Raw genomic sequence first — 18457 nt, 5'->3', positions numbered from 1 at the left:
CAATTTAATCAGTTTCCCTTTTTGTATATATGGTTAATAACAATATTTTTATCATTCCTGGTGGTCGGCGACATAAAATCGATGATTAATGGCGCACCAGATAGATATCAAGGTTTACCTATTTATATATCTTATTCTGCAATTTTGGTAGCAGCATTTACACTTGCGAAGAGTGACTTCAGATCTTTTTCAAATAGAATTGGAATCGCACTCTCTTGGACATGTGTGCCGTTGTGTCTGTATTCGATAGCGCAGTACTATGATCTGCTTGGAGTGATAGGGTTAGACACTACGTCCGGTATCATGCCAACGGTTGCAGGTTCTACACTTGGCAACAAAGGCTATCTTGCTGGTCTCCTGAGTCTGCTGCTTCCGATATGTCTACACTTTTCTGATAAGAAAAGAGGCTTGCTGCTGTCAGTCTTGTTGTGCGGAGCGGGAATGACAGTTACATCTACAAGGGGCGCTATGCTGGCAGCTCTTGTGGGTATTTTTACCCTCATAATACAAAAGCGTAGACTGTTAATAATTCCGTTTTTTGTTGTGGTAGTCGGCTTGCTATTGCCGGTTCTGCCATTTGGATCTAAAAACGCGCGAGTTTATTCGGATGGCTTGAGCAACAGTAGTGGTCGCTCTGTACTTTGGTGGTCAGCAATCTACGGAATTCAACAAAAACCTGTTTTTGGTTGGGGTCCAGGCCACCTCATCGACATCATGGCGCAGCGTCGTGATGTTGAGATCTTACAAGAAATGAATATTAAAACTCAAGGTAAGGTTGTCGAGAGGTTGCCGTTTGAACAAGGTGGGGCTTTGCAATGGCGTTTTACCAGCAATGGGAAGAGCGAAAGAGTATTTCAGAATATCAATGCTGTTCATAATGAATATTTGGAGTACGCTCTAAATTTTGGTATTCCGACTGCAATATCCTTTGTTTTGCTGTTTTTACTGGGAATTTTGCGCTCTTGGAAGAAATCGCCCTGGGCTGCTTCGGCACTTCTTGCGTATATGGTTTATCTGCTGACCTGGCCTGAGAGTCTGCGACTAGCTCCTATCGCTTGGGCAATTCTTGGTATCGCGTATGCTGTTTCTTCAGAGCATGTTGTCTCCTCTAGAATCCAAATAAGCGAAAGATCTTAGACATTGTAAGGTGGTTTCCATGATCAAAAACAAGACTTCTGGGTTTACATTGCTGGAACTTCTGATTGTCATCGCAATCATCGGGGTGCTTGCCAGCCTTTTGGTGCCCGCTTTGATTGGCGCACAAAAACGTTCGTACGATGCAGGAGCGCAAGCCTGCGCGAAGAGCATTCAGACCGCCCAAGGCATTGCACAGGTGGATAACCGGACGTTTCTCCTTATTGGCGGTGGCGCAGATAAATTGAACCGTAGTACAGACGGTATAAATCCTGCCTGCCTACTCCCGGATGTCTTCATCAAAGAGCGTAGTAGCGCCGCAGACATCGTTTCGGCGTATACGATCGACGTCTGGGATCGTCGTGGCAGCAAGGTATTCACGATCACCCCACAGTCGTTCATTCCGAATGCGCCGGGCGCCACAGCGTTCTCAAATACAGGTGCTGGCAGCAGCAACATGCCCTAACTGAATCAACAAGGCAGAGGAGGCGATCAGGGCTGATCGCCTCCTCTGCTTATCGGGGTCGTAAAGCCATCACGTAAACTCTGCCGTTCATATCCAGGCCAAACGTCACACCCCAATCATCCAAAAGGTCAGACGGGGTAACGTTGCTGGCGTCTGGCACACTACGCGCTGCTGTGGCCGCCGTCTGAACCGGCAGCTCCTCCGGTCCCGTCACTTCTGCGAGGCGATCAATAAGCACCTGTCGCCGTAGTTCAAAGGCATTCTCATCAATCCGCCCCCGCTGCCGCATATCCAGCAAGGCATCATGCTGTTCCTGTAGTGCAGCACGTTCCGCCTGGCGGGGGTCTGAGAGGCGTGGGCGCAGCAGCAGGCGATGCTCAGGCGCGTTGAGGTCACGTAAGACCTTTGCCAGCAAGTCTCGCGCTTGCGGCTCTATCGCATCCGCGCGCCAGAAGCGTGACTTCTTGCCGTTGCTGGGACACGTAGGCGTCTTCCGAATCTCAGGCAGGCACGCGTAGTACTGATACCGTACCCCTCCGGGTTGCATGCGGCCGATTGCGCCAATCAGCGACGCACCGCACGCGCACTTGAGGTGCCCCGTGAGGGGGTATTTGTCTGGTGAGCTGACGGAAGTCTTCTGCCAGGCGTCGAGTTGCGCTACCGCCCATTCGTCCTCGCTGACCAGCGCTGGGACGGTCAGGTTCATCTGGGTATGTCTTCTGACCGTAAACCAATTTGCTTTTGTAGGCAGTGTTAATCAGGATGTTGCGCAGCACGTTGGGCGCCCAAGAGGTCCCGCCGGTGGGTGTGGAGATGCCCTGGCGCGCGAGTTCCTCACTGAGTTGTTTGACCCCGCGTCCGGGTTTGAGCAGGAAGATTTGACGGGCCGCGTCTCGCGCTTTCGCATCGAGGATGATCTGTCCTTCAGCGTCTTTGGTGTATACGTATGGAAGGTTCTGCTCGCCGAGCGGGAAGGCGCCTTGCTTAATTGCTTGCACGCGTTCTGCGAGGTTGCGGGTGCTGCTGTATTCACGCTGGATGTGATCAAGCGCCTGCAGGATTGCTCGGAGATCCATCGTGCTTGGGTCGCGTGTATCGATGTGTTCTTGGAGTGTGAGTAAGTGGGCCAGGATGGCGGTAATGCGGTCCAGTAGCGCAAGTGTGTGCGCCGCATCCCGCTGTCCAATAGTGGCGAGGCTGGGTGTGATGACCAACTGTTTGGGTTGGAGGGAAGATAGAAGAGCTTCGAGCCCTGGGCGTACATCTGGGGTGCCGGGGCGGGTGTGGTCGTCGAAGAACTGTGGTGTCGGCAGGCCAACCGCTTGGGCATGGGAGGTCAATAACTGACGTTGCGCATTCAGGTCGACGGTGGCGCTGGTTGTGAAGGAATTGCTGCGGATGTAGGCGAGGGGGGTCGGAGAGTCAGTCATAGAGTTATTCGACTCGCGCCGCCTTCGCGTCGTACAGCGCCGTGGCGCTCAGGAGGACCAGCACGACGACGATGACGGCCATCATAGTGCGTTCATCTCGGCGGGCGCGTACGACCCGGCCGATCATGCCGAGCGCGGCAGAGCACCGGCCGAGTTTGAGGAGGCTCAGGAGCTTCAGGAGCCGCAGGGCCTTGAGCGTCGTGAGGTCCACGAGCCCCGGCATGATCAGGGAGGCGATGATCAGCGCGTCCAGCATCCCGAGGGGGCTGAGCGCCCACCGGAGTCCGGAGTCGCGCGCCCCAGCCACCGCCCAGCGCGGGCTTGAGTGGCGCGACCCACAGGCGCCCGACGTACTCCAGTGTGAACACCACCGCGGACGTCACCTCCAGCGCGCGAACGACGCCTTCGTAATGGGTCAGCACCCCCGGGACCGTGCCGACGATGACCGCGGTGATGTTCAGCAGGATCAACGCGGCCAGAAGGGCGTTGAAGAGGCGCTCGGCAGGTGGAGGGCTGGGGTCGGGGTCGAGGAAGTCGTAGACGAGACGCTGCGCGCGCGCCCAGCGGGGTGACGTCATGGGTGGACCACGTGTGGCACGAATGAGGCGCGGTTGTCGGTCACGCGCGAGCGGCCTTCGCGGACGCCGAGGCCGCACACCTCATCCCCGGCAACCCAGACCCCCAGGATGGGGTAGCGTGGCCCGTCCTGGGCGGTGAATGTGGGGAGCTCCACGTACGCCTGCTCGATGACGCGCAGGTCTGCGTACGCGCCGTGCGTTTCCTGCGCGTGCATGCCGGTGATGGTCACGTTCTGGCCCTCGCGGGAGAACAGCGGTTTGCGCACGACAGGGCCGTCCACGTCACCGACGTGCAGGGAGGCGTGGAGAATGCCGCGCGTGCCCGCGTACAGGTCGCTGAGGACCGCCAGGAGACCCTTGCTGCTCGTGACGGCCTTCCAGAGCGGTTCCACGAAGCGTGTGTGGGTGCGGGCGAGGTGCGGCGCGAACGCTTCTTCCCACGCGAATTCGAATGGCCACAGCCACATCAGGTGCGTCATGTCGCGTTCCTGGCGGTCCAGCAGGAACGCGCGGTCAGGGGACGCGCCTACGTCTTCCACGTCGAGGTACGAGGTGGAGAGGTCCGCCTGCGTGGCGAGGTCCCGCAGGTACTGCACCGTGGCGAAATCCTCGTGCGCGCCGTGCGCCGCCGCGAAGTGCACGTGCTGCACCCCCCGCGCGCTGCGCAGGTGCCCCCACTGCTCCAGCAGCGCCTCATGCACGGTGTTCCACTGTGTGGCGCCCGGCAGCTCACCGCGCGCCTGGCGGTCCTCAAGCCAGTGCCACTGGCACACGGCCGCTTCCACGAGGCTCGTGGGCGTCTGCCCGTTCACTTCCAGCAGGTGCACCTGGCCGTCCGCGTCGAGGGCGAGGTCGAGGCGCATGTACACGGTCGGGTCGTCTCGCTCCCAGCTGTCCCGCACAGCGCCGTGCAGGAATTCCGGCAGGCCGAGTGCGCCCAGCAGGCCGCGTTCGATGGCGTGGTCGGTGGCGTCCAGCACCGCCCGCGCGAGCCGCGCGGCGTCCGCCTGAATTCGGGTGATTTCCGCAGGCGTGAAGGCGTAGCACGCGTCTTCCGCCCAGTACGGCACGGGGTGCTCGGGGGTGGCCGCGTACCAGTCCATGCCGACGCGTTCGAGTCGGGCGGGCCAGTCCGGCCGTTCCGGCAGCGTCAGGCGCTGCACGTCAGCCGCCGAACGAGCGCCCGCCGGAGCGGCTGCTCGACCCGAATCCGCCGCGCGTCACCTTGCGCGTCTGCGGCGTGAACGTCGCGTACGTGCGGTTCGTGGGGTTGTACGAGATGCCCCGCCGGTACAGGCCGCCGCTGCTGGTGTACCCGATGTACAGCCACGAGGCGCCGCCCGTGCTCACGTACGGTCCGTAATACCCCGTTCCGGACGCCACGCAGGGGTACAGGAGGTTCGGGATCATCGCGTACGCCGCGAGACAGCTGGCGTACGAGGGGTAGAACGTCCGCGTGTAGTTGCCGTACGGGACGACGTCCGAGGCGCATGCCGCCAGCATCGCCGGGATGGAGGTCAGCAGGGTGAGGCGAATCGTCTTGTTCATCAGGATCCCTTCCACAGTACGAAGATTGCGCGGGGGAAGTTGCCGCGTCCATGAAGGCCTGTTGGGCCGTGCGCGCTGTGGTAGGGGCAGGCACGGAGAGGCAAGGGTGAGCCGCGCCCGTCCACCACGTCGGGCCTCACGAGGCCCGACGTGGTGGACGCCCTGTTCGGGAGTGCCGCCAGGGTGACGTGCCACTCGCAGCGCCCGGGCGGGCAGCCCGGCAAGCCCCACCACCGGAGACGCGGCAGGTCGGAGCGTCCGGGTGGCGCTCCGGCCTGCGGGGGTGAGGCCGGATCCAGGGCTTCACCCCCCGGCGGGTTGATGGGCGGGACTGAACGCCGGAACTCAGGGGCTCCACGAACGCGTGCTGGCGTAGAGCAGAGGCGGCCACCCGCGAAGTCCCCGGGTGGCCGCCTCTGCTGAGGGGGTTATTCGTCGTCGTTGTTCTCGGCGGCGCGTTTCCCCGCCAGCCACTCCAGGCCAGCCCACATGTACTCCTCGATGTCGCCGTCGAGGACGTTGCCGGTGTCGTGGCGCATCACGCCCGTGCGGTGGTCCTTCACGTACTGCTTGTCGAGCACGTACGAGCGGATCTGGCTGCCCCACTCGATGGCCTTCTGCTCGCCGCGTGCCTTCATTTCCTCCGCTTCGCGCTTCTTGACTTCAATGTCGTAGAGGCGCTGCTTGAGGATCTGGAAGGCCATTTCGCGGTTCTTGATCTGGCTGCGGGTCACCTGGATGGCGACCATCAGGCCCGTCGGCAGGTGGGTCACGCGAACGGCGGAGTCGGTCGTGTTGACGCCCTGACCGCCCGCGCCCTGCGAGCGGTACACGTCCACGCGCACGTCACTGTCGGGTACGTGAATGTCGATCTGCTCTTCCGGCACTTCCGGCACGATGTCGACGGACGCGAACGACGTGTGACGGCGGTTGTTGCTGTCGAACGGGCTGACGCGCACGAGGCGGTGCACGCCGTGCTCGGGGGCCATCATGCCGTACGCGCGGTCGCCGCGCACGATGAATTCCGCGCTGGTGATGCCGGCCTGTTCGCCGTCCTGCTGGTCGAGGATTTCGGTTTTGAAGCCGCGCCGTTCCGCCCAGCGGATGTACATGCGCATCAGCATGCCCGCCCAGTCCTGCGACTCGGTGCCGCCCGCGCCGCTCTTGATGCGGATGATGGCGGGCGCCTCGCTGTGCTTCATGGTGAACAGCGTTTCACGGTACAGGTCGTCCACGCGCTGCTGAATGCTCGCCTGTTCCTCCTCGAGCATCTCTTTTTCGTCGTCGCTGGCGATGTCCAGCATTTCTGAGAGGCCCTGTGCGTCACTGGACAGGCTGGCGTACCCTTCGGTGACGCGGCGCAGGGTGGTGGCTTCCTGCGTCACGCGCCGCGCGCGCTCCTGGTCGTTCCAGAGGTTCGGGTCTTCGAGTTCCTTGTCGAGTTCGTTCAGGCGGCGTGTTTTGCCGGGAATGTCAAAGATACTCCCGGAGTGCCGCCAGCTTCTCAAGCAGTTCCTGCATGGCGTGTCTCTCCCTGCCGCGCGTCCACGCCACGCTGGGTGCGGACGCGCGCGTTACCAACGGCGAGTATACCGCGTGGGGGTCACACGACGCGGTCGCGGCCACCCTGTTTCGCCTGGTACAAGCGGCGGTCCGCGAGGGCGATGAGCGCGTCGGGCGAGTCCACCTCGGTGGCGTGCGCGACGCCGGCACTCACGGTCACGTGCGCGCCGGGCGCAACGTCCGCCCACGGGTGCGTGGCGAGCGCGGCGCGGATGCGTTCGGCGACGTCCAGGGCGCGCGCACGGTCCGCGTCGAGCAGCAGCACGCCGAATTCCTCACCGCCGAGGCGCGCGACGACGTCGCCGGCGCGGACGTGCTGCTGCAGGACCCGGCCGATCACGCGCAGGACCTCGTCGCCGGTCGGGTGCCCGAACTGGTCGTTGATGCTCTTGAAGTGGTCCGCGTCGAGGACGATCGCCGCGAAGGTCGGCGCGTGCCGCGCCTGGAGGGTCAGGTGGTCCATGAAGTGCCGACGGTTCGCCACACCGGTCAGGGCGTCCTCCCGCGCGAGGCGGGCCAGTTCCGTGGCGTGTTCCTGCACCTGCGCGTTCGCGCGCTGCAGTTCCTCGTTCAGGCGGCGCTGCGCCTGAACGCTGCTGCGTTCCAGTTCCAGTTCACGCTGCACCTGCAGCAGCTGCGTGTGACGGCGGACCTCCTCGACCTGCACCTTCATGGCGAGGTCGTGGTACTGCTGGAAGTGCGTGAGCGCCTCGCGGTACGCGCCCTGCTCGGCGAGGACGTCGCTGAGGGCGCGGTGTGCGTTTTTCGCGGGGCCGAGCAGTTCGGCCTGCGTGGCGTCCGCGAGGGCCCGTTCCAGGTGCGTGCGCGCCTCGTCGAGGCGGCCCAGCGCGCGCAGCACGCGGCCCAGGACGCTGTACACCGTGGTGGTGAGGTACGCGTCGCTCACGTCGTCGGCGACGTGGGCCGCGCGCGTGAGCTGCGCGTACGCGGCGTCCACGCGGCCGCGTTCCAGGTCGACTTCGCCGATGGTGGAGCGGAAGTACGCTTCCCAGCGGGGAATGCCTTCGTGCAGGGCCGCGTCGAGGCCCTCGTGCAGCAGGCGCGCGCCATTGTCGCACTGCCCGAGCTGCATCAGGGTCCGCCCGAGGTTCTCGCGCGTCATGACGCGCGAGAAGCGCAGCTGGTGCTCGTCGGCGACGGCGAGCGCCTGCTCCAGGAACGCGCGGGCGTCCTCGGGCGTGCCGAAGTCGTTGAAGTTCGCGCCGATGTCGCACAGCAGGCAGGCCCGCAGGGACGGCGACGTCACGCGCCCGAGGTGCTTGAGGACCTCCTGGTGGTGCAGCAGCGCGTGCGCGTAATCGCCCATCATGAGCAGGGCCACGCCGATCAGGCTGTGCGCGTGCGCGCAGTGCTCGGCGTGCTCGGCGGCTTCGGCGGCGGCGAGGGCGCGGCGGGCGGTGCCGAGGACGGTGGGCGCGTCGCCCTGGCTGAGGGCGACGCGCGCGGCCATGCATTCCACGTGCGCGGTGAGCGCCGCGTCGTTCAGGGGCGCGGCGAGCGCGGCGGCGCGCTCCACGTCCTCGCCGGCGGCGTGCGGGTCCTGGTCGAGCAGCGTCCACGCGACCGCGAGGCGCACGCGGACCTCGTGCGCGGGGGCGTGCAGGGTCTGCGCGAGGTGCAGGGTGTCCTGCGCGGCGCTCAGGGCGCGTACGTCCTCCAGGGCGCACAGCCACTCGACCTCGCGGACGGCGCGTTCCAGGGCGGGAAGGTCATTCTGGGCGGTCATGCGGTGCTCACGGGGTCAAACAGGGCGAGGAACGCCTCGACGATTTGCGGGTCGAGGAGCACGCCGGCGTCCGCGCGGAGCTGTTCGGTGGCGGCCTCGTGCGTCCAGGCGTGCTTGTACGGGCGTTCGCTGGTGAGGGCGTCGTACACGTCCACGACCGCGAAGATCCGCGCGGCGAGGGGGATGTCATGCCCGGCACGCGCGGTCGGGTAGCCGCTGCCGTTCCAGCGTTCCTGGTGGTACAGGACGACGTCCAGGGTGGTGGCGGGCAGGCTGGGGATGTGTTCGAGCATCTCGAAGCCGATGACGGGGTGGCGTTTGATGACCTCGAACTCCTCGGGCGTGAGCCGGCCGGGCTTGAGCAGGATGCCGTCCGGCATGGCGACCTTGCCGGTGTCGTGCAGCAGCGCCCCCCAGCGCAGCGCGTCCAGGTCGTCGTCGCGCACGCCGAGGGCCGTGCCGAGGCGTTCCGTCCAGCGGAGCACGCGGTCGGTGTGCCCCTTGGTTTCGTAGTCGCGGTACTCCAGCGCGAGGCCGAGCGCGCGCAGCGTCTCGTGCCGGGACACCTGAAGGTCCTGCAGGTGCATGCTGCGCTCGAACGCGTGCCGCACGCGGTCCGCGACGATCGTCAGCAGGCTGCGGGTTTCCTCGCGCACGCCCGTGTCCTGCCCGGCGCGCACGAACACGAGGGCGGCCTGCATGTTCTCCATGCCGGTGAGGGGCAGCAGGCAGAAGTTCGGGAAGTGCCCGGCGTGCACGTCCGCCTGCGTGGGCGCGTGCTGCTCCGCGAAGAACGGCTGCTGCGCGCGGAGGGCCTCGCGGATCACCGTCAGGTGCTGACGCGCGGCGATCCGCTGGACGGCGCGCTGCATGGCCGCGGCATCCCCGCCGCGCGTGGCGGTCGTGACGATCTCCTCACCTTTCAGTTCCACGACGTACCCGTGCGTGTATTCCGTGAGGGCCAGGCAGCGTTCCAGCGCTTCCTGCGCCACGCATTCCGGCGCGCGCGGCTGTTCCAGCGCGCCCGTCAGGCTGAGCAGGTCGCGGTAGCGGCGCAGCTGCTCCTGCACTTCCGCTTCGGCGGCCTGGCGGGCACTGATGTCGACCGTGGACGCCTGGTACTCCAGCAGTTCGTTCGTGTTCGGGTCGATGATGGCGCGCATGGTCGTTTCGACCCACACGTGCGTGCCGTCCTGCCGGCGCATGCGGTACGTCTGCGGCTCGAACCGCGACGGGTCCTCGAAGGCGCGCGCCGCGGCTTCCATCACGCCCGGCAGGTCGTCCGGGTGCACGGTGTGGCACACGTCCAGGCCGATCAGGTCGCTCGGTTCGTGGCCGAGCAGGGTGCGGGCGGCGCTGCTCGCGTACACGCACGCGCCGTCCCGCCGGAAGCGCCGGATCAGGCTGGGGGCGTTCTCGGACAGCAGGCGGTAGCGCTGCTCGCTGTCCTCCAGCGCGCGCTGCGCCGCCCGCTGCGCCGTGACGTCCTCGATCACGCCGAACGCGGCGGGTACCCCGCCGAAGTCGAGCTGGTGGTAGCAGGCCTGCACGTCGATGCGCGCGCCGGTGCGCAGTCGGTGCTGGGCGTACATCCTGAGGCCGCTCGTGAGCTCCAGTTCCTCCACGCGCCGCTGCAGGTCGTCGTGCTCTTCGGGTGCGCGGATGTCCGTCAGGCGCATGTTCAGGAACGCCTCTCGCGGGTAGCCGTAATGCCAGATGGCCGCGTCGTTGACCGCGAGGAACCGCAGGGTCTGACGGTCGAACACCCACATCGGGAGGGGGTTGGCCGTGAACAGCTGCTGGAACGCTGCCTCGCTGCGCGCGAGCAGTTCCGTTGACTGTTCGCGTGCGGTCACATCGTGCGTGGTGATCACGATGCCGCCGACCGTGGGGTCCTGCCCCTGGTTCACGAGGTGCGCTTCCAGCCACACCCAGTGGCCCTCGCCGTGCCGGAAGCGGTACGTGACCTGCAGGGTCGCGCCGGGTTGCTCGGCGGCCGCGTGGTACGTGGCGAGCACGGCGGCGTGGTCCTCGGGGTGCACGCGGGCGAGCACTTCATTGAGTGACGGCGCGTTCAGGCCGATGACGCGCGCCACGGACGGGCTGCAGTACAGCAGCGTGCCGTCCAGGCCGAGGATCGTGACCACGTCGGTGCTGTACTGCGTCAGCGTGCGTTCGCGCCGCGTGCGCTGCTCCATCAGCTGCGCGAGGCGCGTGCGGTCGATGGCCTGCGCGCACTGGTGGGCGAGCGTCTCCATGAACGTCTGGTCGTCGGACGAGAAGGTGCGGTCCTGGTGGAAGGTCAGGCCGACGGCGCCAATGACGCGGCCCTGCACCACCAGCGGCAGGGCCGCGGCGCTGCGCGCGCCGTCCGGGCGGGTGCCTTGCAGGTGCGGGTACCGCGCGGCGTACTGGCGTTCGGTGTAGTAGCGCGCGCGGCCGTCACGGGCAACTTCCGCGACGAGCAGGGGGGCGTCCAGCGGGACGCACTGCAGCATGCGGACGATGTCGTCCGGGTAGTGGAGTTGCCCGGCGAGTTCGAGGTGCTGACCGGCCTCGCTGAGGAGCAGGACCCCGCCGGCATCCGCGCCGAGGGCCCGCAGGCCCTGATGCAGGACCGCGTGGATGGCCTCGCCGGGCGTGACGCAGCCGGACAGCGCCGCGGTGATGCCGAGCAGCACCTCGACGCGTTCGAGCGCCTGCACGCGGTCCTGCGTGGGCTGCACCTGCACGACGAGCGCGCCCACGTCCGGGTGCGCCGTGAGGTTCGACAGGCTGCCTTCGAGCCACACCCAGTGGCCGAGCGCGTGGCGCACGCGGAACGGGGAGAGGCGCACGGCGTGCGTGTCCGTGTGGGCGCGCTGCAGGCACGCGCGCAGGTGCGGCAGGTCGCTGGCGTGCAGGTGCGGCGTGAACTCGGTGAGCAGCGTGGCTGCGGCGTGGCCAAGCAGGTCCGTGACGCTGGGGCTGACGTAGCGGACCGCTCCGCCCGGCGAGAGCAGCATCGTCAGGGTGGGGGTGTGCTCGACCAGCGCCTGCCAGAGAGAACCGGGCAGCGCAGCAGACGAAGGGTGCGGATGCGGGTACGTCATGAATCTTCCTCTGGTGCAGCGCGGCGGACGCCGGATGACGCGCGGTGGCTGTAGCTGCAGCGTAAACCTTGCCGAGTCACGGGCTTCTTACGCGTTGAACGGGAATTTGCGCAATTTACCGCATGGCCTGAGCGAACAGGTGAGGGTGCGGCCATTGTTCTGACAGAATTCTGCTCAGGCGGCCAGCACCTGATCGCGGCCCGCGTGCTTCGCGGCGTAGAGCGCGTCGTCGGCGCGCTTCAGGACGCCTTCCACACTTTCGCCGGGCTGGGCCTGCGTCACCCCGAAACTCGCGGTGACCCGCCCGGCGCGCGTCATCGGCCCGCTTGCCAGGGCGGAACGCACGCGCTCCGCGACGGCCTGCGCGTGCGCGACGTCCGCGCCGGGCAGCACCACCAGGAACTCCTCGCCGCCCCAGCGGCCGAACGGCGTTTCGCGCCGCAGCGCCCCGCCCATGACGGCGGCGGTCGCGCGCAGCACGTCGTCACCGACGTCGTGCCCGAACGTGTCGTTCACGCGCTTGAAGTGGTCCAGGTCGAACAGGATCACGCTCAAGGGCGCGTCCGTCTGGACCGGTACGTGCTCGCCCAGCCACGTGAGCAGCTGGCGGCGGTTCGGCAGGCCCGTGAGGGCGTCCAGGTTCGCGAGGAGCGCTTCGCTGCGCGCCTGCTGCACCGTGCGCACGTACCGTCGGAGCAGCACGTCGTGCAGCGCCAGGAAGCTCAGGAACGTCACGTGCGTCAGGTACATCTGCACGAGTAGCGCCACGTGCGCCGTCTTGGTCGCTTCCGGAATGACCGGCGACACCCAGAACGCCACGCCCATGCCGAGCAGCGCGGCGAACACCGTCAACGTCGAGCCGAGCGCCCACGCCGGACGGAACACCAGGAACGGCACCAGGTACGCCAGCGGCAGCCAGTACGAGTAGTGCCCCAGGCCGTTCGCGGCCTGCTGCACCAGCAGGGCGTCGTGGAACTTCCAGAGGCCGGTCGCGGCGAGCGTCACGAAGTACACGATGCCGACCGCCACGGCGTGCCCCTGCTCACGCCGCCACAGCAGCCACGCCAGCAGCGCGGCGTTCTTGAGGGTGAGAATCGTCAGGCCCAGCCGGTCCCCGACGTTCCAGCCGAGCGTCAGGGCCACGCCGAGCGTCACCACGGACGTCACGAACGCAATGGCGATGATCGACAGCAGCGCGTGGCGTTGGAACTCCACGTGCGGATCGAGACGCGGCCGTGCAGGGCGGACGGGCATGCCTGCAGGGTACCGAACGGTCCCTGTCAGGCTTCTCACAGGCGCGCCGTCCGGCATCTACACACGCACCGGGCGAGCTCATGACTGCGTGGTACGCTCACCGCATGACGAGCGCCACCACCGCCCGCGACCCCCAGATCTTCGACCTGATCCAGCAGGAACGCCAGCGTCAGCTGACCGGGCTGGAACTCATCGCCAGCGAGAACTTCACCTCCGCGGCCGTGCGCGAGGCCGTCGGCAGCGTCCTCACCAACAAGTACGCCGAAGGGTACCCCGGCAAACGCTGGTACGGCGGGTGCGAGGTCGTGGACCAGGTGGAGCTGCTCGCCATTGACCGCGCCAAGCAGCTGTTCGGCGCGGCGTGGGCGAACGTGCAGCCGCACAGCGGTTCCAGCGCGAACCTCGCCGTGTACGGCGCGCTGCTCGAACCGGGCGACACGGTCCTCGGCATGGACCTCAGCCACGGCGGGCACCTGACGCACGGCAGCCCCGTGAACTTCAGCGGCCTGCGCTACAAGATCGTCGGGTACCAGGTGGACCGCGACACGGAACGCCTCGACATGGACCTCGTCCGCAAGCTCGCGCATGAGCACCAGCCGAAGATGATCATCGCGGGCGCGAGCGCGTACAGCCGCACCATTGATTTCGCCGCGTTCCGCGCCATTGCGGACGAAGTGGGCGCGCTGCTGTTTGCGGACATCGCGCACATCGCGGGCCTTGTCGCGGCGGGCCTGCACCCCAGCCCGCTGCCGCACGCGCACGTCGTGGCGAGCACCACGCACAAGACGCTGCGCGGGCCGCGCTCCGGGCTGCTGCTCAGCAACGACCTCGACATTGCCGCGAAGCTGGACCGCGCGATCTTCCCCGGGCACCAGGGTGGCCCGCTGGAGCACGTGATCGCCGGGAAGGCCGTGGCGTTCTGGGAGGCGCTGCAGCCGGAGTTCAAGGAGTACAGCGCGCAGGTCATCAAGAACGCGCAGGCGCTCGCGGCGGAATTCCAGGCGAAAGGGTACCGCGTCGTGTCGGGCGGTACGGACAACCACCTGCTGGTGCTGGACCTGCGCCCGCAGGGGCTGAACGGCACGAAGGCCACGAAGCTTCTGGACGCTGCACACATCACGATCAGCAAGAGCACCCTGCCGTACGACACCGAGAAGATCCTGCACGGCGGCGGCATCCGCCTCGGCACGCCCGCTGTCACGACGCGCGGCATGGTGGAGGCGGACATGCGCACCGTCGCGGACCTGATCGACCGGGCCCTGCAGGGGCAGGACGTACAGGCGGAAGTGCACGCCTTCGCGAGCCGCTTCCCGCTGCCCTGAGCGGCGTGGAGTAGGGGAGGCCGCAGCACTGCGGCCTCCCTTGTTGTTTCTGAGGGAGTACCGCCCTGGATGGGTGCGAACCGCCCACAATACCGCCATGGCCCACGCCATCCTCGTCCACACGCACGGCGGCCCGGACGTCCTGCAATGGCAACCCGTACCTACCCCTACGCCTGGCCCGGGACAGGTGCGCCTCCGCACCACCCTCACCGGAGTGAACTACGCCGACGTCCTCGCGCGGCGCGGCGGGTACGACGCGGGCGCCACCCCCCCCTTCACCCCCGGCCTGGACGCCGTCGGCGTGATCGACGCGGTCGGCGAGGGCGTCCAGGACCTGCACCCCGGCCAGCGGGTCGCCGCGTTCCCGCTCGGCGGCGCGTACGGCACGCACGTCCTCGCCCCCGCCGTCCTCACGTACCCGCTCCCCAACGACCTCCCGGACGAGGCGGCCTCCGCGCTCACGCCCCTCGTCACCGCCTACAACGCCCTCACCCGCGCCGCCCACCTGCACGCCGGAGAGACGGTCCTCGTGCACGCCGCCGCTGGCGCCGTCGGCAGCCTCGCCGTGCAGTTCGCCCGCGCCCTCGGCGCCGCCCGGGTCATCGGCGTCGTCAGCCACGACGCCCGCGCCGCTTTCATCCGCGCCCTTGGCGCCGACCCCATCGTGCACACCCGCGAGGACTTCGCCGAACGCACCCTGCACCTCACCGGCGGCGTCGGCGCGGACGTCATCCTCGACACCGTCTCCGGCGACACGCTGGAGCGCGGCCTCACGTGCCTCGCGCCGCTCGGGCGGCTCGTCACGTTCGGGCAGGCCGGCGGGCGCCCCGCCACCCTCCGCACGGACCTGCTGCACCGCACGAACCGCGCCGTCATCGGCTACAGCAGCGGCCACCTCCGCAAGGCCCACCCGGAATCGCTGCGCGCCAGCGTGCACGCGGCCTTCGAGCTTCTCCGCTCGGGCCGCGTGCACGTCCCCATCGACGCCCGGTACCCCCTGCATGACGCCGCCCGCGCCCACGAACGCGTCGAGGCCCGGCAGGGCAACGGACGCGTCCTGCTCGACGCCCCCCACCCTGTGTAACCCACTGCGCCGCGCCCCCCACCCAGCCCCACTACACTGCCCGCATGCAGCTGGTCGAACTCCACCCCACCGACCCGCGCGTCCTGGCGCTCATGGACGCCCAGCAGGCCGAACTGGAGCGCCGTTACGCGCCCAACAGCACCGAACCGTTCGACCCCCTGACGCTTGCCACCCCGCGCGCCGCGCTGTTCGCCATTCAGGACGGCGCGCAGCTCCTCGCGTGCGGCGGCCTCAAGCCCCTCAGCGAAACCGAAGCGGAACTCAAACGCATGTACACCGCGCCCGATGCGCGCGGCCAGCGCCTCGGGCACCGCATCGTGGACGCCCTGACCCAGCACGCGCGCACGCACGGCTTCACCCGCATCGTCCTCGAAACCGGCGTGAAACAGCCCGAAGCCATCAGGCTGTACGAACGCGCCGGGTTCACGCGCATCCCCAACTACGGCTACTACGTGGACAGCCCCCAGAGCGTCTGCTACGCCCTGAACCTCACGTGACCGCCTTCGACGCTCCGCCCGAGTATGCGCCCCGCAGCGCGTGGCACCGCGACTGCACGGCGTGCGGCGCGTGCTGCACCGCCCCGGATATCCATGCGCTCGCCAAACCGCTCGGCGTGCCCTGCGCGCACCTGCGCGCCGATTGCCTGTGCGCCGTGTACACCAGCCGTCCCGCCGTGTGCCGCAACTACCAGCCGGACTGGGTGTGCGGCGAGGTCGCGCCCCTGCCCACCCTGGACGCCCGCGCGCGGCGCTTCCTCGACATCTACGGCCTGCTCGACCAGACCTGAACCCCGGTCAATGCGGGTGCAGGACCGGGCGGCCCAGCGGCGTGAACCCCGCCGCGCGCAGACCCGTCAGGAGTGCCGTGGCGCGCGCGCCGTCCGCCTCGGGAATGGCCTCCACCGTCGCGTCACCCAGGCGCGCCTGCGGCCACAACCGCACCTGCCATCCCGGCAGCGTCGGTGCGTCCGCGCCCGGCTCGGGCGTCAACACCTCGAAAAACAGCGCGCCCAGCACTTCACCGTCAACCCCTGCCCACTGCGTCATGAGAACCTCCTGCTTCCAGGGTGCGCGTCCAGCGGCGCGCTGACCATCGGAAGCGTCAGGCGCGCGATTTTCATGTATCGGGAAACCCGATGCGTGGCGTGAGCGGGCCGTACACTGAAGCATGAACGCCGCCCGCCCGACCCTCGCGCAACTCCGCCTGTTCGTCGCCGTCGCGGACCACGGTACGTTCAGCACCGCCGCCGCCGAACTCGGCCTGTCCCAGAGCACCCTCAGCGAAGCCATCGCCACCCTCGAACGCACCCTCGGACGACCCCTGCTGCGCCGCACCCGCACCGGCGTCACGCTCACCGACGCCGGCACCCGCGCCCTCGACCACGCCCGCAGCGCCGTCCTCGCCGTCGACGACCTGCACCTCGCCCTGCACGACGACGCTGCCCTCAAAGGCACCCTCACCATCGCGTCCTACCGCTCCGCCGGCATGCACCTCCTCGCACCCGTCCTCGCCAGCCTCCGCCGCACCCACCCCCACCTCGACGTCCGCATCACCGACGGCGAAACCGACGGCGAAGGCGGCCTCCGCCTCATCCGCGACGGCCAGGCCGACGTCGGCCTCATCACCGTTCCCGACGACGCGCCCCTCCTCACCTACCCGCTGATCCGCGACGACTACCTCGCCGTATTCCCCGCGCGGCGCGGACGCACCCCCACCACCTGGACGGAAATCGCCGCGCACCCCCTGCTCCTTTCACCCGCCGGGAACACCTGCAACCGCACCCTCCGACCCCACCTGCACGCGCACGGCGTCACCGACCCGCACGTCATCGAGGTGGCCGAAGACGACGTGATCCTCGCCATGGTCGAGCACGGCCTCGGCATCGCCCTGCAGCCGCGCCTCGCCGTCACGCCCCTGCGCGCCGGCCTGATCGCGCTGCCGCTCCCCACGCCGCTCACGCGTACCCTCAGCATCGCCGTCCGCCCCGGCCGCGCGAACCTCCCGCACATCAGCGCGCTCATCAGCGCGCTGCGCGCCCACGTCACCCCGCACGCCACGGGCCTTCCCCTCAGCGCCGACTGACCGCCCCGCGCGCCGCAACTTCGGCCCCGTACGCCAGCAACTCCCCCTAGGCTGATAAGGATGCGCCTGCGCTTCTGGCCCGCCCGGTGCACTGGGGGTCCGGTCCCTCCTGTGCATCGCCCTGCCCCTCGTGGTGCTCTGGCCCACGCTGACGGTGCCGCCCGCCCTGGTGGGGCGCTGGGGCTCAACGCCGGCTTCGCGGCGGTCTGGCCGCAACCCTACGAGGGCCTGTCGATCGCGCGGCGCTCACCCGACGGCCGGCTCATCGCCGCGGGCGGCGTCACCGCCCACACGCACGACCAGCAGTTCGACGGACGTCTGATCGTGTGGGACAGCGCCACCAAGCGGCGCCGCTGACAGGCCACGCTGCCCAGCACCTTCATCCGTGACGTGGACCAGCTCACCTGGGCCCCGGACAACCGGGCCGTGCTGGCCCTCAGCGACGGCCGAATCGACGTGTTCGACGCGGCCACAGGACGCCGGACAGCGCAACTCAACACCCACCACCCCGCACCGTGCCTGCTCACGTTCGTGCCCCAGGGGCTGCTGCACACCGAACGCGACCCGAACACGCGCGCCACGTGGTTGACGCTCCGCACCTGGCCGACCCTGCGGGCACAGTGGCGGACCCCCATGCCCTGCCCCCTGTCAACCAGCGCCGACCGTGACGGCCGCACCCTCGCGGCCCTGCTGAACACTCAGGGGACCGTCCGCGTTCAGCTGTTCGACCTGCACCGCCGCACCCCGGGGCGTACCCTCACCCGCCCGGACAGTTCGGCGGTCCCCGTCAAGGTTGCGGTGCGACCAGACGGCGCGGAAGTGGCCGCCGGGTACTCCGACGGCTGGATCATGGTATGGAACAGCCGCACGGGACGGGAAACCTGGCGGACCCGGCCGTACGCGGGCCTGAGCCGCGCGCTCACCTGGAATCCGGAGGGGACCGCGCTGGCCTCCTCGGGCTTCGGTCGCTGCCGGTGGTGGCGCAGCGAATGCACCGTCGTCAGCTGGGCTGGGCCCGGCGGCGTTCAGCAGCAGGTCCTCTGGAGTTCCTGGTTTCAGGGCGCGTCGAGTGTGCAGTGGCCCTCCGTCACCACCTTGCTGCTCACTACGACACGCCAGGCCTGGCTGGTGCGCGCGCCCACCCACCCGGATTGAGC

The 18457-nt window shown here is 67.8% G+C and carries 18 protein-coding genes; 9 read left to right on the top strand and 9 right to left on the bottom strand.

Features of this window, described 5'->3' with window-relative positions:
* Positions 1-60 precede the first annotated feature (60 nt).
* Entirely contained in the window at positions 61-1137 is a 1077-nt protein-coding gene (locus tag DEIMA_RS17565; protein ID WP_169311938.1) for an O-antigen ligase family protein, read from the top strand.
* 19 nt (positions 1138-1156) lie between these two features.
* Positions 1157-1600, top strand: coding sequence for a type II secretion system protein (locus DEIMA_RS17350; RefSeq protein ID WP_083810865.1), 444 nt, complete (start codon positions 1157-1159; stop codon positions 1598-1600).
* Positions 1601-2100: 500 nt separating this feature from the next.
* Here the strand turns inward: DEIMA_RS17350 and DEIMA_RS17345 are convergent, their stop codons facing one another.
* The 8 genes from DEIMA_RS17345 to DEIMA_RS16990 all read right to left on the bottom strand — a co-directional run bounded on the left by DEIMA_RS17345 (position 2101) and on the right by DEIMA_RS16990 (position 12812).
* On the bottom strand, positions 2101-3030 hold the full coding sequence (locus tag DEIMA_RS17345; protein WP_013557576.1) for a recombinase family protein: 930 nt from the start codon (positions 3028-3030) through the stop codon (positions 2101-2103).
* A 4-nt stretch (positions 3031-3034) separates the two neighbouring features.
* A complete protein-coding gene (locus DEIMA_RS12215; RefSeq protein WP_043816709.1) occupies positions 3035-3286 on the bottom strand; it encodes a hypothetical protein in 252 nt (83 codons plus the stop codon).
* A gap of 318 nt (positions 3287-3604) precedes the next feature.
* Positions 3605-4771: a glutathionylspermidine synthase family protein gene (locus DEIMA_RS12210; protein WP_013557575.1), complete on the bottom strand. Its 1167-nt coding sequence runs from the start codon at positions 4769-4771 to the stop codon at positions 3605-3607.
* 1 nt (position 4772) lies between these two features.
* Complete coding sequence (locus DEIMA_RS12205; protein ID WP_013557574.1) at positions 4773-5156, bottom strand: hypothetical protein; 384 nt, start codon at positions 5154-5156, stop codon at positions 4773-4775.
* Between the two features lie 428 nt (positions 5157-5584).
* A protein-coding gene (gene prfB, locus DEIMA_RS12200; RefSeq protein ID WP_013557573.1) for a peptide chain release factor 2 occupies positions 5585-6677 on the bottom strand; the annotation gives its coding sequence in 2 pieces (ribosomal slippage) (positions 5585-6631 and positions 6633-6677; 1092 coding nt in all).
* Positions 6678-6759: 82 nt separating this feature from the next.
* Positions 6760-8466, bottom strand: coding sequence for a GGDEF domain-containing protein (locus tag DEIMA_RS12195; RefSeq protein ID WP_013557572.1), 1707 nt, complete (start codon positions 8464-8466; stop codon positions 6760-6762).
* Positions 8463-11558, bottom strand: a complete 3096-nt coding sequence (locus DEIMA_RS16995; protein ID WP_013557571.1) for a PAS domain S-box protein — start codon at positions 11556-11558, stop codon at positions 8463-8465. The genes DEIMA_RS12195 and DEIMA_RS16995 overlap by 4 nt, the downstream gene beginning before the upstream one ends.
* A 174-nt stretch (positions 11559-11732) precedes the next feature.
* On the bottom strand, positions 11733-12812 hold the full coding sequence (locus tag DEIMA_RS16990) for a GGDEF domain-containing protein (protein ID WP_013557570.1): 1080 nt from the start codon (positions 12810-12812) through the stop codon (positions 11733-11735).
* A 104-nt stretch (positions 12813-12916) separates the two neighbouring features.
* Here DEIMA_RS16990 and glyA point away from each other — a divergent pair, with 104 nt between their 5' ends.
* The 4 genes from glyA (at position 12917) to DEIMA_RS12165 (ending at position 16005) form a co-directional block, all read left to right on the top strand.
* Positions 12917-14134, top strand: coding sequence for a serine hydroxymethyltransferase (gene glyA / locus DEIMA_RS12180; RefSeq protein ID WP_043816708.1), 1218 nt, complete (start codon positions 12917-12919; stop codon positions 14132-14134).
* 97 nt (positions 14135-14231) lie between these two features.
* Positions 14232-15218, top strand: coding sequence for a quinone oxidoreductase family protein (locus DEIMA_RS12175; protein WP_013557568.1), 987 nt, complete (start codon positions 14232-14234; stop codon positions 15216-15218).
* A 44-nt stretch (positions 15219-15262) separates the two neighbouring features.
* Positions 15263-15715 carry a GNAT family N-acetyltransferase gene (locus DEIMA_RS12170; protein WP_013557567.1) on the top strand — a complete coding sequence of 151 codons (453 nt, stop codon included), beginning with the start codon at positions 15263-15265 and terminating at the stop codon, positions 15713-15715.
* A complete protein-coding gene (locus DEIMA_RS12165) occupies positions 15712-16005 on the top strand; it encodes a YkgJ family cysteine cluster protein (protein ID WP_013557566.1) in 294 nt (97 codons plus the stop codon). The genes DEIMA_RS12170 and DEIMA_RS12165 overlap by 4 nt, the downstream gene beginning before the upstream one ends.
* 7 nt (positions 16006-16012) lie before the next feature.
* Here DEIMA_RS12165 and DEIMA_RS12160 read toward each other — a convergent pair whose 3' ends face one another.
* On the bottom strand, positions 16013-16264 hold the full coding sequence (locus DEIMA_RS12160) for a hypothetical protein (protein ID WP_013557565.1): 252 nt from the start codon (positions 16262-16264) through the stop codon (positions 16013-16015).
* A 121-nt stretch (positions 16265-16385) separates the two neighbouring features.
* On the opposite strand from DEIMA_RS12160, the gene DEIMA_RS12155 reads away from it, so the two are divergent.
* The 3 genes from DEIMA_RS12155 (at position 16386) to DEIMA_RS12145 (ending at position 18455) form a co-directional block, all read left to right on the top strand.
* Positions 16386-17300 (top strand): LysR family transcriptional regulator, encoded by a 915-nt coding sequence (locus DEIMA_RS12155; protein WP_013557564.1) that lies wholly within the window; start codon positions 16386-16388, stop codon positions 17298-17300.
* A gap of 111 nt (positions 17301-17411) precedes the next feature.
* Entirely contained in the window at positions 17412-17657 is a 246-nt protein-coding gene (locus DEIMA_RS12150) for a hypothetical protein (protein WP_148234960.1), read from the top strand.
* A gap of 33 nt (positions 17658-17690) precedes the next feature.
* Positions 17691-18455: a WD40 repeat domain-containing protein gene (locus DEIMA_RS12145; protein WP_013557562.1), complete on the top strand. Its 765-nt coding sequence runs from the start codon at positions 17691-17693 to the stop codon at positions 18453-18455.
* Positions 18456-18457 lie beyond the last annotated feature (2 nt).

Origin of the sequence: Deinococcus maricopensis DSM 21211 (assembly GCF_000186385.1) — a bacterium.
GTDB lineage: Bacteria > Deinococcota > Deinococci > Deinococcales > Deinococcaceae > Deinococcus_B > Deinococcus_B maricopensis.
This window is presented reverse-complemented; position numbering and strand designations above follow the sequence as displayed.

Excerpts from the sequence above, each read along its gene's own strand:
- DEIMA_RS17350 (WP_083810865.1), top strand. The coding sequence starts at position 1,157 with ATGATCAAAAACAAGACTTCTGGGTTTACATTGCTGGAACTTCTGATT.
- DEIMA_RS17345 (WP_013557576.1), bottom strand. The coding sequence starts at position 3,030 with ATGACTGACTCTCCGACCCCCCTCGCCTACATCCGCAGCAATTCCTTC.
- DEIMA_RS12215 (WP_043816709.1), bottom strand. The coding sequence starts at position 3,286 with ATGCTGGACGCGCTGATCATCGCCTCCCTGATCATGCCGGGGCTCGTG.
- DEIMA_RS12205 (WP_013557574.1), bottom strand. The coding sequence starts at position 5,156 with ATGAACAAGACGATTCGCCTCACCCTGCTGACCTCCATCCCGGCGATG.
- DEIMA_RS12195 (WP_013557572.1), bottom strand. The coding sequence starts at position 8,466 with ATGACCGCCCAGAATGACCTTCCCGCCCTGGAACGCGCCGTCCGCGAG.
- DEIMA_RS16995 (WP_013557571.1), bottom strand. The coding sequence starts at position 11,558 with ATGACGTACCCGCATCCGCACCCTTCGTCTGCTGCGCTGCCCGGTTCT.
- DEIMA_RS16990 (WP_013557570.1), bottom strand. The coding sequence starts at position 12,812 with ATGCCCGTCCGCCCTGCACGGCCGCGTCTCGATCCGCACGTGGAGTTC.
- glyA (WP_043816708.1), top strand. The coding sequence starts at position 12,917 with ATGACGAGCGCCACCACCGCCCGCGACCCCCAGATCTTCGACCTGATC.
- DEIMA_RS12175 (WP_013557568.1), top strand. The coding sequence starts at position 14,232 with ATGGCCCACGCCATCCTCGTCCACACGCACGGCGGCCCGGACGTCCTG.
- DEIMA_RS12170 (WP_013557567.1), top strand. The coding sequence starts at position 15,263 with ATGCAGCTGGTCGAACTCCACCCCACCGACCCGCGCGTCCTGGCGCTC.
- DEIMA_RS12160 (WP_013557565.1), bottom strand. The coding sequence starts at position 16,264 with ATGACGCAGTGGGCAGGGGTTGACGGTGAAGTGCTGGGCGCGCTGTTT.
- DEIMA_RS12155 (WP_013557564.1), top strand. The coding sequence starts at position 16,386 with ATGAACGCCGCCCGCCCGACCCTCGCGCAACTCCGCCTGTTCGTCGCC.